The sequence below is a fragment of the Streptomyces sp. ERV7 genome (assembly GCF_001653515.1).
Taxonomy (GTDB): domain Bacteria; phylum Actinomycetota; class Actinomycetes; order Streptomycetales; family Streptomycetaceae; genus Streptomyces.
The window spans coordinates 1-17,323 of record NZ_LYOY01000040.1; the positions used below are offsets into that span (position 1 = coordinate 1).

9 protein-coding genes, 1 tRNA gene and 1 pseudogene are annotated in these 17,323 nt (G+C 71.0%); 3 read left to right on the top strand and 8 right to left on the bottom strand.

Going from position 1 to position 17,323, the window contains the following annotated elements:
• From A8W25_RS14555 to A8W25_RS14565, 3 genes are all read left to right on the top strand, one after another.
• Positions 1-1,423: YfjI family protein (locus A8W25_RS14555; protein ID WP_067161441.1), on the top strand; the 1,423-nt coding region annotated here is incomplete at its 5' end.
• A gap of 300 nt (positions 1,424-1,723) precedes the next feature.
• Positions 1,724-1,909 (top strand): helix-turn-helix domain-containing protein, encoded by a 186-nt coding sequence (locus A8W25_RS14560; RefSeq protein ID WP_067161444.1) that lies wholly within the window; start codon positions 1,724-1,726, stop codon positions 1,907-1,909.
• A gap of 60 nt (positions 1,910-1,969) precedes the next feature.
• Positions 1,970-3,367: a tyrosine-type recombinase/integrase gene (locus A8W25_RS14565; RefSeq protein WP_067161447.1), complete on the top strand. Its 1,398-nt coding sequence runs from the start codon at positions 1,970-1,972 to the stop codon at positions 3,365-3,367.
• Between the two features lie 47 nt (positions 3,368-3,414).
• On the opposite strand, the gene A8W25_RS14570 is transcribed toward A8W25_RS14565, so the two are convergent.
• From A8W25_RS14570 to A8W25_RS14605, 8 genes and pseudogenes are all read right to left on the bottom strand, one after another.
• Positions 3,415-3,488 (bottom strand) — tRNA-Thr (locus tag A8W25_RS14570).
• A 96-nt stretch (positions 3,489-3,584) separates the two neighbouring features.
• Positions 3,585-5,129: an alpha/beta hydrolase gene (locus tag A8W25_RS14575; protein WP_067161450.1), complete on the bottom strand. Its 1,545-nt coding sequence runs from the start codon at positions 5,127-5,129 to the stop codon at positions 3,585-3,587.
• 140 nt (positions 5,130-5,269) lie between these two features.
• Complete coding sequence (locus A8W25_RS14580) at positions 5,270-6,475, bottom strand: DNA polymerase III subunit delta' (protein WP_067161453.1); 1,206 nt, start codon at positions 6,473-6,475, stop codon at positions 5,270-5,272.
• Positions 6,476-6,577: 102 nt separating this feature from the next.
• Positions 6,578-9,867: pseudogene (tmk, locus tag A8W25_RS14585) on the bottom strand (dTMP kinase).
• 131 nt (positions 9,868-9,998) lie between these two features.
• Positions 9,999-12,803, bottom strand: a complete 2,805-nt coding sequence (gene topA, locus A8W25_RS14590; protein WP_067161456.1) for a type I DNA topoisomerase — start codon at positions 12,801-12,803, stop codon at positions 9,999-10,001.
• A 467-nt stretch (positions 12,804-13,270) separates the two neighbouring features.
• Positions 13,271-14,005, bottom strand: coding sequence for a small secreted protein (locus tag A8W25_RS14595; protein ID WP_067161459.1), 735 nt, complete (start codon positions 14,003-14,005; stop codon positions 13,271-13,273).
• Between the two features lie 201 nt (positions 14,006-14,206).
• Positions 14,207-16,600, bottom strand: a complete 2,394-nt coding sequence (locus tag A8W25_RS14600; RefSeq protein ID WP_067161462.1) for a sodium-translocating pyrophosphatase — start codon at positions 16,598-16,600, stop codon at positions 14,207-14,209.
• 250 nt (positions 16,601-16,850) lie between these two features.
• Positions 16,851-17,294, bottom strand: coding sequence for an ATP-binding protein (locus A8W25_RS14605; protein ID WP_067161465.1), 444 nt, complete (start codon positions 17,292-17,294; stop codon positions 16,851-16,853).
• Between the last annotated feature and the right edge of the window lie 29 nt (positions 17,295-17,323).

A 17,323-nucleotide genomic window follows, 5' to 3' on the forward strand; every position in this document is an offset into this window, starting at 1 on the left:
CCCCGTGGACGCCCTGCCCGCCTGGCTGTCCAGCATGGTGCGCGGTGTCGCCGAGGAGACCCAAACCCCCGCCGACCTCGCCGGATGCCTGGCCCTGGCCGTCCTGGCCACCGCCGCCGGGGGACGCGTCAAGGTGTGCGTACGCGGCCACTGGCGCGAGCCCGTGAACATCTACACCGCCATCGCCCTGCCCCCCGGCAACCGCAAGTCGGCCGTCTTCGACCTGATGGTTCAGCCCCTACTCGATGCCGAGAAAGCCCTGATCGAACTGTCCGGGCCGGTGCGAGCAGAGGCAGAAACCCTGATGGCACTGGCCAAGTCCGCCGCCACCAAGGCCGCAGAGAAGGCCGCCGGGGCAGATGCCGGACTACGCGAGACGCTGACCGCCGAAGCCGTCCAGCTCGCCCAGGACGCGGCGAAGATGCGGGTTCCCGCCGAACCGCAGCTTGTCGCGGACGATGTGACCCCGGAGAACGTCGGGACGCTCCTGGACGAGCAGGGCGGGCGCATCTCGTGCCTGAGCGCCGAGGGCGAGCTGTTCGACATCATCGCCGGGCGCTACACCGGCAAGCCCAACATGGGCATGTTCCTCAAAGGCCACGCAGGCGACATGCTCCGCGTGAACCGGCAGGGCCGCAGCGCCCAGCACGTCGCCTCACCGGCTGTCACGATCGGTCTGGCCGTGCAGCCGGAAGTCCTGGACGCGCTCAGCCGCATCGACGGAGCCGACGGACGCGGCCTCCTGGCCCGCTTCCTGTACTCCAAGCCCCTGTCCCTGGTCGGCTCCCGCAGCCTCACCCCCGCCCTGCTGGACGAGCAGGTGGCCGCCACCTACGCCAAACACCTGGCAGGCCTCACGCTCGCTCTGGCGGACTGGACCGACCCCGCCCTCATCCAGCTCACCCCGGAAGCCGACGCGGTCCTGCTGGCCTTCCAGAAGGTCACCGAATCGCGCCTGGGGCCGGACGGGAGCTTCGCACCGATCGTGAAATGGGCGTCCAAGCGGGACGGGGCCGTGGCCCGCATCGCCGGACTCCTCCACCTCGCCACCCACCCCGAAGACGGATGGCACAAGCCCATCGAAGCCCCGACGATGGCCGCCGCCACCGAGCTGGGCGACTACTTCACCGCGCACGCCCTGGACGTGTTCAGCGCCATAAGCGCAGGCCCCGCCCACGAAGCAGCCGTGACCGTCCTGGCCCAGCTCGTCTCCACCAGCCCCGCGCAGTTCACCAAGCGCGAGCTGTTCCGCACGCTGCGCCGGGCCGACTTCCCTGCCATCGGCGACCTGGACCCTGCTCTGGCCCTGCTCGAAGAACACGGCTGGGTCCGCCAACAGCCCCCGCCCCCGCGCACGGGACGCGGTGGGCGACCCCCGTCGCCCCGCTACGAAACTCACCCGCGTATCGCACGCGGCGCCTGACACAACCCCCAGACCGCTGACAGAACTGACACAACCCCCAGCGCAAGCCGCTGACCTGCACGGACAGGCCTGATCGCGGCTCTGACAGAACTGAGCTAAAACTCGACAGAACCCTCGGCCCTCCCGCCGGGCGTCTGTGACAGAACCTCCCCCAGAGAGGTTCTGTCAGGTTTTAATTCGGTTCTGTCAAAGATCCAGAAACCGCCAAACCGCCAGGTCAGCGGCTTACAGGCTAGGTTCTGTCGGTTCTGTCAGCGGATTGCGACCCTGCCATCAGCTCGCACCGAGGAGGCAAGCAGCATGAGCACCGCCGTGCGCCCCGTTGAGCCCCTTCTCTACACCCCCGAGGAAGCGGCCGAAGCCCTGCGGCTCGGACGGTCCACCGTCTACGAACTCATGGCCGCCGGCGTCTTGGCCTTTGTGAAGCAGGGGCGTTGCCGCCGCATCAAGGTGGACGTCCTGAAGGCCTACGTCGAGAGCCTCTGACCCCGCCCCTCAAGGCGGCCCCGGACACACGTCCGGGGCCGCCTCGTTTTGGAGACCCTCATGAGCCCCCGCAAGTCGAACTTGGAATCCACTATCTACCTCGGTGATGACGGCTGGTGGCACGGACGCGTGACCATGGGCGTACTGGCCGATGGAAGCCCCGACCGCCGCCACCGCATGGCCCGCACAGAACCCGCAGTGCGCCGTAAGGTGCGCGAGTTGGAGAAGCTCCGCGATGAGGGGCGCGCGACAAAGGCGGGCCGTAAGCCCACGGTCGGACAGTGGATGGAGACCTACCTCACGGGCATCGCCAGTCTGAAGCTCAAGCCCCGGTCCCTGGACGACTACTGGTCCAAGACCCGCAACGACATCGTTCCCGGCGTCGGGAAGCACCGCATCGACAAGCTCGCCCCGGAGCACCTTGAGCAGATGTACCGAGCCATGCTCGACGCTGGCCACGCACCATCCCACGTGGTCAAGGTGCACCGCATCCTGTCCCGGGCCCTAAAGATTGCCCACCGCCGCCGGATGGTCGGTGAGAACGTCGCGATGCTGGTCGACCCACCCAGCATCGATGAGACCGAGACGAACCCGTTCACCCAGGAAGAGGCGAAGGCATTCCTGGAAGCGGCGGCCAAGCGGCCCACGTTCATGCGGTGGGTCGTCGGCGTCGGCATGGGATTCCGCCAGGGCGAGACCTTGGGGCTGCGGTGGCCGTACGTCGACTTGGCCGCCGAACTGTTCCATCCCCGCTGGCAGTTGCAGCGGCTCACGTGGCGGCACGGCTGCGGCGACGCGCACGCGTGCGGGGCACGCCTGCATCGCTTCGAGCCCTGCCCGCCCAACTGCGCCACGCACAAGGGTTACAAGCGGGGCTGTCCGAAGCCGTGCACTTCGACCTGCGTCAAGCATGCAAGCACCTGCCCGGAGCGCAAGGGCGGCGGTCTGGCCTTCACTCGTCCCAAGACGAAGAAGAGCACGAATCCCGTGCCGATCCCGCCCGCTTTCATTCCGTACCTGCTCGCGCACAAGGCTCAGCAGGACGAACTCCGCAAGGCGGCCGGAGAACTTTGGCAGGAGCACCAAGCCGTTTTCTCTCGACCCGACGGGCGTCCCATCGACCCCCGCGACGACTGGGAGGAGTTCAAGGAGCTGCTGGCAGAAGCGGGAATCAGCGACCGCCGCCTCTACGACGGAAGTCGCCACACGGCAGGCACGATCCTCAATGAGCTGGGCGTGGACATGCCCACGATCATGGAAATCCTTCGGCACACCCAGATCAGCCAGACGCGCCGCTACGTCAAGGGCCGCTCACACCTCTCGAAGGACGCCATGCGTCGCATGGGAGACGCGTTTCTGCCCGCGCCGGAAGCGGCGCCCGAGCCCCCGAGTGAGACTAGAACTGAGACTGGGGACCGCCGCGCCGCCCGTGCGCGGCGCCGCCGCCGCATCCAATAAAAGCAAAAGCCCCAGGTCACGGCGAGTGAGTCCTGAGGCTTCTACAGAGCCGCCTTCGGGATTCGAACCCGAGACCTACGCATTACGAGTGCGTTGCTCTGGCCAACTGAGCTAAGGCGGCACGCCGTCCGCACCATGGTGCGATCAGCAACGCGGCCAAGTCTACACAGTTTCCCGGGGTGCTCCTGACCACCCCTGTTCGAGGGACTCGCGCAGCTCAGGTGCACTTCTTGTCGGCCGGCGGGGCCGTCCCCTCCAGGAGGTACGTGTTGATCGCGGTGTCGATGCAGTCGCTGCCCCGGCCGTACGCCGTGTGGCCGTCGCCGTCGTACGTGAGGAGCCTGCCGGAGGCCAGCTGGGAGGCGAGGGACTTGGCCCACTTGTAGGGGGTGGCCGGGTCACGGGTGGTGCCGACCACGACGATCGGGACGGCGCCCTTCGCCTCGATGCGGTGCGCGGCCCCGGTGGCCTTGACCGGCCAGTACGCACAGTTCAGGATCGCCCAGGCGAAGCCCTCGCCGAAGACCGGCGAGGCCTTCTCGAAGGACGGGAGCGCGGCGGCGACCGCGTCGGGGCCGGAGAAGGCGGCGGGCAGGTCGAGGCAGTTCACGGCCGCGTTGGCGTACATGAGGTTGGCGTACTTCCCCTCCGCGTCGCGCTCGTAGTACGAGTCCGCGAGGGTCAGCAGGCCACCGCCGTCGCCCTGCATCGCGCGCGTGAGGCCGGTGCGCAGCTCGGGCCAGGTCGTCTCGTCGTACATCGCGGCGATCACGCCGGTCGTGGCGAGCGCCTCGCCGAGCTTGCGGGACTCGCCGGTCGCGACCGGCTTCGCGTCGAGGTCCGCGAAGAACGCCTTCAGGCGCGTCGACGCGTCCGCCACCGATGTCGTGCCCAGCGGGCAGTCCTTGCGCCGGATGCAGTCCGCCGCGAACGACTGGAACGCCGTCTCGAAGCCCGCCGTCTGGTCGCGGTTCATCTCCAGGGCCGGCAGCGACGGGTCCATCGCGCCGTCGAGGACCAGGCGCCCGGTGCGCTCCGGGAACAGCTCGGCGTAGGTCGCGCCCAGGAACGTGCCGTAGGAGGCGCCCACGTAGTACAGCTTCTCGTCGCCGAGCAGCTGCCGCAGGATGTCCATGTCACGGGCCGCCTCGACCGTGGACACATGCGGCAGCACCTTGCCCGAGTGCCTCTCGCAGCCCCGCGCGAAGTTCTTGAACGAGGACTCGAGCACCGCCTTCTCCCCGGCGTCGTCCGGGGTCTGGTCGACCTGGGTGTACGCGTCCATCTCCTGGCTCGTCAGGCATTCGACGGGCTCGCTGCGCGCCACCCCGCGCGGGTCGACGGCCACCATGTCGTACCGGGCCCGCACCGGGGCGGGGTAGCCGAGGCCCGCGTACTGCTGGAGGTAGCCGACGGCCGTGCCGCCCGGGCCGCCCGGATTGACCAGGAGCGACCCGATCCGCTTGCCCGGCCCGGTGGCCTTCTTGCGGGCGACCGCGAGGTTGATGGAGGTGCCCGTCGGCTTGGCGTAGTCGAGCGGCGCCTTCATCGTGGAGCACTCGAAGCCCGGTACGCCGCACGCCCGCCAGCTGAGCTTCTGCTGGTAGTACGGACGCAGGGCGGCCGATGTCTGGGCGCCCGCGGCCGAGGCGGTGGACGCCGTCGCGGTGGTGGACGAGCTGCCCGACGAGCATCCGGAGGCGAGCAGCCCGGCGGTCGCGATGACGAGGGCGGAGGAACGGAGCAGGCGCCTGGAGTCCATCCCCGGAGCGTAACCGGGGAGTGACGGCATGTGCCCCGTTGGCAGCCGGACGACGGCTCGTACGAGTGAGCCGGTCAACCGGGGTGACGGGAGTCCCCGGGGTGACGGGGGTCCGTCCTGGGGGCCGCCCGTCGGACGCCTCAGCCCGCCCGCAGCGCCAGCGTCATCGCCTCCACCGCGAGCAGCGGCGCCACATTGCGGTCCAGTGCCTCGCGGCAGGCGAGAACCGCCTCTATACGGCGCAGGGTCCCCTCGGGTGTGGAGCCGCGCGCGATGCGGTCCACCCCGTCCCGTACCTCCTCGTTGGCCAGGGCGATGCGGGAGCCGAGCTGGAGCGCCAGGACGTCCCGGTAGAAGCCGGTGAGGTCGGTGAGGGCGAGGTCGAGGCTGTCCCGCTGCGTACGCGTCTTGCGGCGCTTCTGGCGGTCCTCCAGCTCCTTCATCGCCCCGGCGGTGCCACGCGGCATACGGCCTCCGGCCTGGGCGCCGAGGGCCGCCTTCAGGTCCTCGGTCTCCTTGACGTCGACCTCTTCGGCGAGCTGTTTGGCGTCCTCGGCGGCCGTGTCGACCAGCTCCTGGGCGGCCTTGAGGCAGCCGCCCACGTCCTCGACCCTCAGCGGCACCTTCAGGACGGCGGCGCGGCGGGCACGCGTGCGGTCGTCGGTGGCGAGGCGGCGGGCCCGGCCGATGTGGCCCTGGGTGGCGCGGGCGGCGGCCAGGGCGGTCTCCGGCGGGATGCCGTCACGGCGGATCAGGACATCGGCGACGGCCTCCACCGGCGGTGTCCGCAGCGTCAGATGGCGGCAGCGCGAGCGGATCGTCGGCAGCACGTCCTCCAGCGACGGCGCGCACAGCAGCCACACCGTGCGCGGGGCGGGCTCCTCCACGGCCTTCAGGAGCACATTGCCCGCGCCCTCGGTCAGCCGGTCGGCGTCCTCCAGGACGATCACCTGCCAGCGGCCGACGGCGGGTGAGAGCTGGGCGCGCCGGACCAGGTCGCGGGTCTCCTTGACGCCGATGGAGAGCAGGTCGGTGCGGACGATCTCCACGTCCGCGTGTGTGCCCACGAGCGCGGTGTGGCAGCCGTCGCAGAACCCGCAGCCGGGCTGCCCGCCCAGCGCCCGGTCCGGGCTGACGCACTGGAGCGCCGCGGCGAACGCGCGCGCCGCCGTGGACCGGCCCGAGCCCGGCGGCCCGGTGAACAGCCACGCGTGCGTCATCTTCGACGCGTCCGGGACGGGCTCGCCGGCCGAGACGGCGGTCACCAGCGCGTCGGCGTCACGCGCGGCAGCGGCCAGCTGCTCCTGCACCCGGTCCTGGCCGACCAGGTCGTCCCACACCGTCATGGGTCACCGCCTCCGCGCTCTGTTCCGCCCCGTACGTCCCCGCTACGACCCCATTGTGAGGGAGGGGTCGGACAATCCCGTCCGGGGCGGCCTTGCCGCAGGTCAGCGGCGGCGGCCCCGGCGGTCGTCATCGTCGTCGGGGTGCGGCCCGAGCAGTTCGTCGGCGAGCGTGGGCAGATCGTCCAGCGGGGTCTCCTCGGCCCAGTCCGAACGCCGCCGGGGCCGACGGCCCCGCTCCGCCTTCGGCTCCGGCCCGGCCCCGGGCTCCGCGCGCAGCTGCTCGGGGTCGACCTGCGGCAGCTCACGCGTCCGCTCGTTCACCCGCTCGGGCTGCTCCTGCTCGTCCCGGAAGATCCCCGGCGGGAACCGGTCCGCGTCCCGCACCGGCAGATGCGCGGCGCTCCGACCGGCCCCTTCACGCACGGGCGGCAGCACCGTCGTCTCCTCGGCGTCCCGCGCCACCTCCCGTACGGGCGGCAGCACGGTCGTCTCGGCGGCGTCCCGCACGGGCGGCATGACCGTCGTCTCGGCGGCCTCGGCCGGGACCTGCGGCAGGACCGTGGTCTCGGCGGCTTCCGGCGCGGGCGGCACCGGGACCTCCTGGGTGACCTCGTCGGCGCTTTCCGCGGGCTTCACGACGGGCGTCGCGACCGTCACCTCGGAGGCCGACTCCGCCGCGGGCTTCCGCATCGCGCGCGTGGCGGACGTGCCGTCCGCGTCCTTGGGGGCGGCCGGGGCGGAGGGAGACGCGGTGGCGGCCGAAGCCGTCGCCGCAGCCGCAGCCGCGGCGGTCGCCGCCTCCGCGAGCCTCCGGGCCTCCTCCGCCCGCCGCAGCGCCTCCTCGGCCTTGCGCTGCTTCTCCAGGCGGCGCTCCTCGGCCTCGGCCCGCAGCTTGGCCTGCTCCTCGGCCTGCTTGCGCAGACGCTCCTGCTCGGCGGCCGCCGCCTTGGCCTCCGCCTCGCGCCGGACGCGCTCCTCCTCGGCGAGCCGGCGGGCCCCTCGGCCCGCACCCGCGCCTCCTCGGCCTGGCGCTCCTCCTCGCGGCGGCGCGCCTCCTCCAGCTCGCGCCGCTTGCGCTCCTCCTCCTCGGCGCGCAGCTTGGCGAGCTGCGCCTGGCGCTCGCGCTCCAGGCGCTCCTCCTCGGCCTTGCGCGCGGCCTCTTCCTCGGCCTTGCGCCGGGCCTCCTCCTCGGCCGCCCTGCGCGCCTCCTCCTGGGCCTTCACCTCGGCCTCGGAGAGCGGCAGCACCTGGTCGAGCCGGTGGCGTACGACCGTGGTGACCGCCTCGGGCTCCTGGCCCGCGTCCACCACCAGGTAGCGGGACGGGTCGGCGGCCGCGAGGGTGAGGAACCCGGCACGTACGCGCGCGTGGAACTCGGGCGGCTCCGACTCCAGGCGGTCGGGCGCCTCCGTGAACCGCTCGCGGGCGGTCTCCGGCGCGACATCGAGGAGCACGGTCAGGTGCGGTACGAGACCGCCGGTCGCCCAGCGGTTGATCCGGGCGATCTCGGTCGGCGACAGATCGCGCCCGGCGCCCTGGTAGGCCACCGAGGAGTCGATGTAGCGGTCCGAGATGACGATCGCGCCGCGCTCCAGGGCGGGGCGGACCAGCGAGTCGATGTGCTCGGCGCGGTCCGCCGCGTACAGCAGGGCCTCCGCGCGGTTGGAGAGCCCGGCGCTGGAGACGTCGAGCAGGATCGAGCGCAGCCGCTTGCCGACCGGCGTGGCGCCCGGCTCACGGGTCACCACGACCTCGTGGCCCTTGGCCCTTATCCACTCGGCCAGCGCCTGCGCCTGGGTGGACTTGCCCGCGCCGTCGCCGCCCTCCAGGGCGATGAAGAAGCCGGTGGCGGCGGGGGCCTGCGCCGGGTCGGCGCCGCGCACCGCGTCCCGCAGATCGCGCCGCAGCGGCACGCCCTGCCGGTCGTCGGTCTTGGCCAGGACGACCGCGGCGACCGGCAGCAGCAGCGCGCCGGCCAGCATCAGGGTGAAGCCGGCGCCGCCGTGCGCGAAGACGAACCCGTCGCCGGCGAGGCGGTGCGGGCCGATGGCGGCGGCGACCAGCGGGGCGAGGATCGCGCCGAGGCCGATCGCCACCCGTACGACCGCCTGAAGGTGGTCGGTGGTGCGGGCCCGGCGGTACTCCTCGGTCTCCTGGTCGATCAGCGTGTGGCCGCTGTTCGCGGCGACACCGGCCGCGACACCGGCGGCCAGCGCGATGAACAGCACGGTCGCCGTGTCCGGCACCAGGCCCATCGCCAGCAGCGCGACACCGGTGACGGCGATGGCGAGCGCGAGCAGCCGCCGCCGGGAGAGCACCGGGAGGACCTTGGGCGCCGTGCGGACGCCGACGCCCGTGCCGCCGACCAGCGCGAGGATCAGCAGCGCGAACGAGGCCGGGCCACCGCCCAGGTCCGCGGCGTGCAGTACGGCGACGGCCGCGGCCGCGGCGATCGCGCCGGCGACCGCCCCGCAGGCCAGGACGAGCAGCGGGACCGCGCCCGTACGCCCCTTGTCGGGACCGGCGCCGGTCGAGGGCCTGCGCAGCCCCTCCAGCGGTGAGCGGGCGCGCGGAGTCTGGGAGTCCGGAAGTTCGAGCATCGCCAGGACGGAGACGGACGCGGCGAAGAGACCGGCCGCCACATACGAGCCGAGGGCCGCCTGGTGGAGTGAGAACCAGTCGATGCCCTTGCCGAGGCCCTTGCTGACCAGCGCGGCCACGAGCAGGGCGGCGGCGGCCGTCGGCACGGACGCGAACGTCGTACGCAGCGCCAGGCGCCGCAGCGCGTCCAGATGGTCCGGCAGCGGGCGCACGGCGGCGCCCTCCAGCGGGGGCGCGGGCAGCAGCGCGGGCGCCGCGCTCTCCTTGCACACCGTCCAGAACCGCTCGGCGGCCCCGGCCACGAAGGCGGTGGCCAGCAGGAAGACCAGCGCGTTGTCGGGGGTCCAGTCGATCCACAGCGGCGCGACGATCAGCAGCGCGGCGCGTACGCCGTCCGCCCCGACCATGGTCCAGCGCCGGTCGAGGGGGCCGCTGGGCGCGGTCAGCGCGGACACGGGTCCGAGCAGCACCGCCCCGAAGAGGAAGGTAGCGAGGGCCCGGGCGCCGAGCACCGCGGCCACGGCGAAGGCCGCGCCCCGGTAGCCACCGCCGAGGGCGTCCTCCGAGACCGCCGTCTGCAGGGCCAGCAGCAGGAGGACGAGTACGGCGAGGGCGTCGCCGATCCCGCCGACGAACTGCGCGCTCCACAGCCGCCTGAGCGGCGGGATGCGCAACAGGGCCCGTACGGCACGCTCGCGTGAGTCGGCGGCTAGGGCGTCGGAGGTGGGGCTCACGACCGTGGGGGTCCCCCCTGCGCCTTCGGAGCTCTGGGGATGCTCGGCTCGCGTCATCCGCCCAGCCTATCCGGAGCGCCGCGATCCCCGAGGGCCCGCCCGAACATACGGGCGGGATCCGCTCGCCACAGACGCGGCACGGCCGGGGCGATCGCCCCGGCCGTGCCCCTTCGGCGTCTGTCCGGCGTCTACTCGGCCGCTGCCGTCTTCTTCGCGGCGGTCTTCTTGGCCGGAGCCTTCTTGGCCGTGGCCGCGGTCTTCTTGGCGGCCGTCTTCTTCGCCGCGGTCTTCTTCGCGGGTGCCTTCTTGGCCGGAGCCTTCTTCGCCGTCTTCTTGGCGGGCCCCTTGGCGCGCTTCTCGGCGAGCAGCTCGTAGCCGCGCTCCGGAGTGATGTCCTCCACGCTGTCGCCGGTCCGCAGGGTCGCGTTGGTCTCGCCGTCCGTGACGTACGGGCCGAAGCGCCCGTCCTTCACGACGACCGGCTTCTCGCTGACCGGGTCGGTGCCGAGCTCCTTGAGCGGCGGCTTGGCGGCCGCGCGGCCGCGCGCCTTCGGCTGCGCGTAGATCGCCAGCGCCTCCTCCAGGGTGATGGAGAAGAGCTGGTCCTCCGTCTCCAGCGAACGCGAGTCCGTGCCCTTCTTCAGATACGGCCCGTACCGCCCGTTCTGCGCGGTGATCTCGACGCCCTCGGCATCGGCGCCCACCACGCGCGGCAGCGACATCAGCTTCAGCGCCTCGTCGAGCGTGACCGTGTCCAGGGCCATCGACTTGAAGAGCGAGGCCGTCCGCGGCTTCACCGCGTTCTTGCCCGTCTTCGGGGTGCCCTCCGGCAGGATCTCGGTGACATACGGCCCGTACCGGCCGTCCTTCGCCACGATCTGGTTGCCGCTCACCGGGTCCGCGCCCAGCTCGAAGTCGCCGCTCGGCTTGGCCAGCAGCTCCTCCGCCAGCTCGACGGTCAGCTCGTCGGGCGCCAGGTCCTCCTGCACGTCGGCGCGCTGGTGGCCCTCGGAGTCCTTCTCACCGCGCTCGATGTACGGCCCGTAGCGGCCGACCCGCAGCACGATGCCGCTTCCCACGGGGAAGGAGGAGATCTCGCGCGCGTCGATCGCGCCGAGGTCCGTCACCAGTTCCTTGAGACCGCCGAGGTGGTCCCCGTCGCCGTTCCCGGCGTCGGAGGCCGCGCCGGCGCCGGCCTCGCCCTCGCCGAAGTAGAAGCGCTTGAGCCACGGCACCGACTGGGCCTCGCCGCGCGCGATGCGGTCGAGGTCGTCCTCCATGCGCGCGGTGAAGTCGTAGTCGACGAGCCGGCCGAAGTGCTTCTCCAGCAGGTTGACGACGGCGAAGCTCAGGAAGGACGGGACGAGCGCGGTGCCCTTCTTGAAGACATAGCCGCGGTCGAGGATCGTGCCGATGATCGACGCGTACGTCGAAGGACGGCCGATCTCGCGCTCTTCCAGCTCCTTGACCAGCGAGGCCTCGGTGTACCGGGCCGGCGGCTTGGTCGCGTGGCCGTCCGCGGTGATCTCCTGGGCCGACAGCGCGTCGCCCTCGGCGACCTGGGGCAGCCGCCGCTCGCGGTCGTCCAGCTCCGCGTTCGGGTCGTCGGCGCCTTCGACGTAGGCCTTCATGAAGCCGTGGAAGGTGATCGTCTTGCCGGACGCGGTGAACTCCGCGTCCCGCCCGTCGCTCGCCCGGCCCGCGATCCTCACGGTGACGGAGTTGCCGACCGCGTCCTTCATCTGGGACGCGACCGTCCGCTTCCAGATCAGCTCATAGAGCCGGAACTGGTCACCGGTCAGACCGGTCTCCGCCGGAGTGCGGAAACGATCACCCGACGGGCGGATCGCCTCGTGCGCCTCCTGCGCGTTCTTGACCTTCCCGGCGTACGTACGCGGCTTCTCCGGGAGGTAGTCGGCGCCGTACAGCTGCGTGACCTGCGCACGGGCCGCCGAGATCGCGGTCTCGGAGAGCGTGGTGGAGTCCGTACGCATATAGGTGATGAAGCCGTTCTCGTACAGCTTCTGGGCGACCTGCATGGTGGCCTTGGCCCCGAAGCCGAGCTTGCGGGAGGCCTCCTGCTGGAGCGTCGTCGTACGGAACGGGGCGTACGGCGAGCGGCGGTACGGCTTGGACTCGACCGCGCGCACGGCGAAGGCCGAGTCGGCGAGGGCGGCCGCCAGGGCCCGGGCGTTCACCTCGTCGAGGTGGAGGACGTCGCTCTTCAGTTGTCCGTCGGGACCGAAGTCGCGGCCCTGTGCCACGCGGCGGCCGTCGACCGACGCGAGCCGTGCCACCAGCGAGGACGGGTCGGAGGCGTCGCCCGCCCGGCCGGTGGAGAACGTCCCGGTCAGGTCCCAGTACTCAGCAGAACGAAAAGCGATGCGCTCGCGTTCCCGCTCCACCACGAGCCGGGTCGCCACCGACTGGACGCGGCCCGCCGAGAGCCTCGGCATGACCTTCTTCCACAGCACCGGCGAGACCTCGTAGCCGTAGAGGCGGTCGAGGATGCGGCGGGTCTCCTGGGCGTCGACCATGCGCTGGTTGAGCTCGCGCGGGTTGGCGACGGCGTCCCGGATGGCGTCCTTGGTGATCTCGTGGAAGACCATCCGGTGGACCGGGACCTTGGGCTTCAGGACTTCCTGGAGGTGCCACGCGATGGCCTCGCCCTCGCGGTCCTCATCGGTGGCGAGGAAGAGCTCATCCGACTCGGCAAGCAGCTCCTTGAGCTTCTTGACCTGCGCCTTCTTGTCGGCGTTGACGACATAGATGGGCTGGAAGTCGTGTTCGACGTCCACGCCGAGGCGGCGCACCTCGCCGGTGTACTTGTCGGGCACCTCGGCGGCGCCGTTCGGGAGGTCGCGGATGTGCCCGACACTCGCCTCGACGACATAACCGGGGCCCAGGTAGCCCTTGATCGTCTTCGCCTTGGCAGGAGACTCGACGATGACGAGTCGGCGGCCGCCCTTTGCGGTCTCGCTGGTCGGGGACAACTTCGCTCTTCTCTCCGGTCGGCACTCGGGTGGCACGTACGAGCTGTACGGTCGCTGCGGAGTGTGACGGTACAACCCGCCCCCGTGTCAAACAGCAAAAGCCCGCAGCGGCCACTCGAACGGTAACCCGACTTACGGCGAGTCTGCCGCCTGGACCGTCCCAGAACGTTCTGAAAAGCGTTTCGTCCCAGCGGAGACCTGGGCACGAGCCCGGTCGGCCCGGCGCGGCGCCACGGCGTGGCCGGGGCTCACCGGCGGGTGCCGCCGAAGCTCACAAGCGTGTGAAGCACCACACCCCGGCGAGCAGGAAGACGGCGCCGAAGAGGACGGCCAGAGCCGCCGAGGCCACCAGCCCCGCCCACTGGTCGTACTCACCCCGCCATTGTGGCGGCTGGCACTGACAAACACCCACGGCCCGGCACCCACATGGGTCCGGGCCGTCCGAAAGGGCGCCTGCGGCCCAGGGGCTACTCGCCGCTCGACGAGGACGAGGGCTTGGCCGAGTCGGACGGCTTCGCCGACTCCGAGGGCTTGGCGGACTCCGAAGGCTTCGCCGAACCCGAGGGCTTCGCCGACTGCGAGGCCGAGCCCGAGGGGGACGCCTGCCTGGAGGCGTCGCCGCCGGCGGCGGGCGAGGCCGAGGAGGGCGCGGAGGCGGTCTGCTTCTGGCAGCCGGGCTGCTTCTGCATCGCCTTGCCGAGGTCGCCGGACTCCAGCTTCTTGAGCGCGTCGTCGCTGCTCTTGCTGATGGTGTTCAGCTGGTCGGCGACGCCCTTGAGGCCGTCGGCGAACTTCGCCTGGTCACCGGTGTCGAGCGCGTCGACCTTCTTCTTGAGGTCGGCGTACGAGGTGGAGGACGCGGTCAGCTCCTTGGCCGCCTCCTGCTGGGTCTTGTCGCCGTCCTTGACGGGCGGCTCACCGGCCTTGTTGAGGCTGTCCGCGAGCGACTTGTACGCGTCGGAGATCTGCTGGAAGGCGGCCGAGTCCGTCTTCTGGACGTCAACCGGCTTGCTCTCGTCCGCCGTCTGCTTCTCGATGGAGGCGTTGGCGTCGGTGATCTTCTTGATCTGCGGCTGGGCCTGGTCGCAGAAGGTCTTGGCCCAGTCGTTCACCTTCTTGTCGGAGTCGTCGCTGCTGCAACCCGACAGTGCGAGCACCAGTACCGCGCCGCCGGACAGTGCGGCCGCAAGCTTCTTGTTCACCGGATCGGTCCCTTCCAAGGCTCTCGGCCCCGGAACATACACGCCAAGTGGGCGACAACCGCGTGTCGTACGTCTGACCTGCTCGCTTTTGCAGCCATTTGCACCAAGGGAGACAAGGCTCACGACCCGGGCTCGGACCCCGAAGAGAAGGGCGGACGGTGCGTCAATCCGCACCGCCCGCCCGTTCTTGTCGCGCTGTCGCTAGGAAACGACCGCCGGGTCAGGCGACTTGGCGGTCATCTCATGGTTTCCCTCGTCGCCCACCGCCACTCCGCGGCGCTTGGAGACGTACACCGCGCCGACGATGACGGCCGTGGAGAGCACCGCCACGACCGTGCGCACGGCGGGGCTGGCGTCCGCCCCGTAACTGAACTTGACGACCGCGGGCGCGATGAGCAGCGCCACCAGGTTCATCACCTTCAGGAGCGGGTTGATGGCCGGGCCCGCGGTGTCCTTGAACGGGTCGCCCACCGTGTCGCCGATGACGGTGGCGGCATGGGCCTCACTGCCCTTGCCGCCGAAGTTGCCGTCCTCGACCATCTTCTTGGCGTTGTCCCACGCGCCACCGGAGTTGGCGAGGAAGACGGCCATCAGCGTGCCGGTGCCGATCGCGCCCGCCAGGTACGAGCCGAGCGCGCCGACGCCGAAGGTGAAGCCGACCGCGATGGGCGCCAGCACCGCGAGCAAGCCGGGGGTTGCCAGCTCCCGGAGCGCGTCCTTCGTACAGATGTCGACGACTCGGCCGTACTCCGGCTGCTCGCTGTAGTCCATGATCCCGGGGTGCTCGCGGAACTGCCGCCGCACCTCGAAGACCACCGCGCCCGCCGACCGGGACACCGCGTTGATCGCGAGACCCGAGAACAGGAAGACGACGGCCGCGCCCAGCATCAGGCCCACCAGGTTGTTGGGCTGCGAGATGTCCATGCTGAGGGTCATCTCGCTGGACTTGGCGCCCACGTCGTTCACCGCGGTGGCGATGGCGTCGCGGTACGAGCCGTAGAGCGCCGCCGCCGCGAGGACCGCGGTGGCGATGGCGATGCCCTTGGTGATGGCCTTGGTGGTGTTGCCGACGGCGTCCAGGTCGGTGAGGACCCGGGCGCCCGCGCCCTCGACGTCACCGGACATCTCGGCGATGCCCTGCGCGTTGTCGGAGACCGGGCCGAAGGTGTCCATGGCGACGATCACGCCGACCGTGGTGAGCAGACCGGTGCCGGCCAGCGCCACCGCGAACAGGGCGAGCATGATCGACGTACCGCCGAGCAGGAAGGCTCCGTAGACGCTCAGACCGATCAGCAGGGCCGTGTAGACCGCCGACTCCAGACCGATGGAGATACCGGCCAGGACGACCGTCGCGGGGCCCGTGAGCGACGACTTGCCGATGTCGCGGACGGGGCGCCGGGTGGTCTCGGTGAAGTACCCGGTCAGCTGCTGGATGACGGCGGCCAGCACGATGCCGATGGCCACCGCGATCAGCGCCAGGATCCGCGGGTCGCCGTCGTGCGTCTTGATGGCGGAGTCGGTGACCCCGTCCAACTCCGCGTACGTGGACGGCAGGTAGATGAAGACCGCCGCGGCCACCAGGGTGAGGGAGATCACCGCGGAGATGAAGAAGCCGCGGTTGATGGCGGACATCCCGCTGCGGTCGGCGCGCCGCGGGGCGACCGCGAAGATGCCGATCATCGCGGTGACCACGCCGATCGCCGGGACGATCAGCGGGAAGGCGAGGCCCGAGTCGCCGAAGGCCGCCTTGCCGAGGATCAGTGCGGCGACCAGGGTCACGGCGTAGGACTCGAAGAGGTCCGCCGCCATGCCCGCGCAGTCGCCCACGTTGTCGCCGACGTTGTCGGCGATGGTGGCGGCGTTCCTCGGGTCATCCTCCGGAATGCCTTGCTCCACCTTGCCCACGAGGTCGGCACCGACATCCGCCGCCTTGGTGAAGATGCCGCCGCCGACACGCATGAACATGGCGATCAGCGCGGCGCCGAGGCCGAAGCCCTCCAGCACCTTGGGGGCGTCCGCGGCGTAGACCAGGACGACGCAGGAGGCACCCAGCAGGCCGAGGCCCACCGTGAACATGCCGACCACGCCGCCCGTACGGAAAGCGATCTTCATGGCTTTGTGCGAGACGGCCGTGAGATCTTTTTCGGGTTCGCCTTCCGCGGGGGTCGCCTCGCGGGCGGCGGCCGCCACGCGCACATTCGCGCGTACGGCCAGGCGCATGCCGACGTATCCGGTCGTCGCCGAGAACAGCGCGCCGATCAGGAAGAAGGCAGACCGGCCCGCGCGCTGCGACCAGTTGTCGGCCGGCAGCAGGAAGAGCAGGAAGAACACCACGACGGCGAAGACGCCGAGGGTGCGCAGCTGCCGGGCCAGATAGGCATTCGCGCCTTCCTGCACGGCTGCCGCGATCTTCTTCATCGACTCGGTGCCCTCACCGGCCGCCAGCACCTGGCGGACCAGCAGTTGGGCCACGACCAGGGCCGCGAGGGCCACGGCCGCGATAACGATCACGATCAACCGGTTGTCGTCGGTCAGAACCGCGGCCGCGAGTGAAGTGGGGTGATCGAGTTCTTGTGGGTTGAAGAGCCCCGCCATTCGTCCTCCTTGACGTTCAGAGCCCAAGATGTGGACGGATTGTAGGGAGCGGAACACGATCAAAACAGGGCGCGGCTAGCGGAATTGACCTTCAGTTGCTACTCAGCAAATGATCGCGCCACGAAAAGGCCCCCGAAAGCGGTAATGGGGCAAAAGCATTGACGACTGATCAACGATCTAGAGAATTATCGCTAAAAATGAAAAAGGCCCTGCTCAGCAGGGCCTGTACAGCGGGGGGTCGAAGGGTCGGTCAGGGCTCGGCGGTCGCCCCGGTGATCGGCCAGGTCATCCGGATGACACCGCCGGACTCGTCCGAAGTGACCTCCACGTCGTCGACGAGGCCGCTGATGACCGCGAGGCCCATCCCGTCCTCCCCGCCGTCGTCCGGCTCCTCCTGGGCCGCCGCGCCGCGCACACCCGGCGCGGCACCCTCGGAACCCGGAGTGGGCACCTCGTCCCCGACCTCGATGGAGAACGCCTTCTCCTCCTCGGTCAGCGCGACGCGCACCGGCGCCGTCACCCCGTACGCGCGGTGCAGCCCCACGGCACGGCTGCACGCCTCGCCGACGGCGAGCCTGACCTCGTCGAGGACCGCCTCGTCCACCCCTGCTCGGCGCGCCACGGCGGCCGCCACCAGGCGGGCCGTCCGGACGTGTTCGGGCTGGGCGCTGAAACGGAGTTCAACGGTGGCCATGCGATCCCCCTCGAACGTACGGGCGTGCT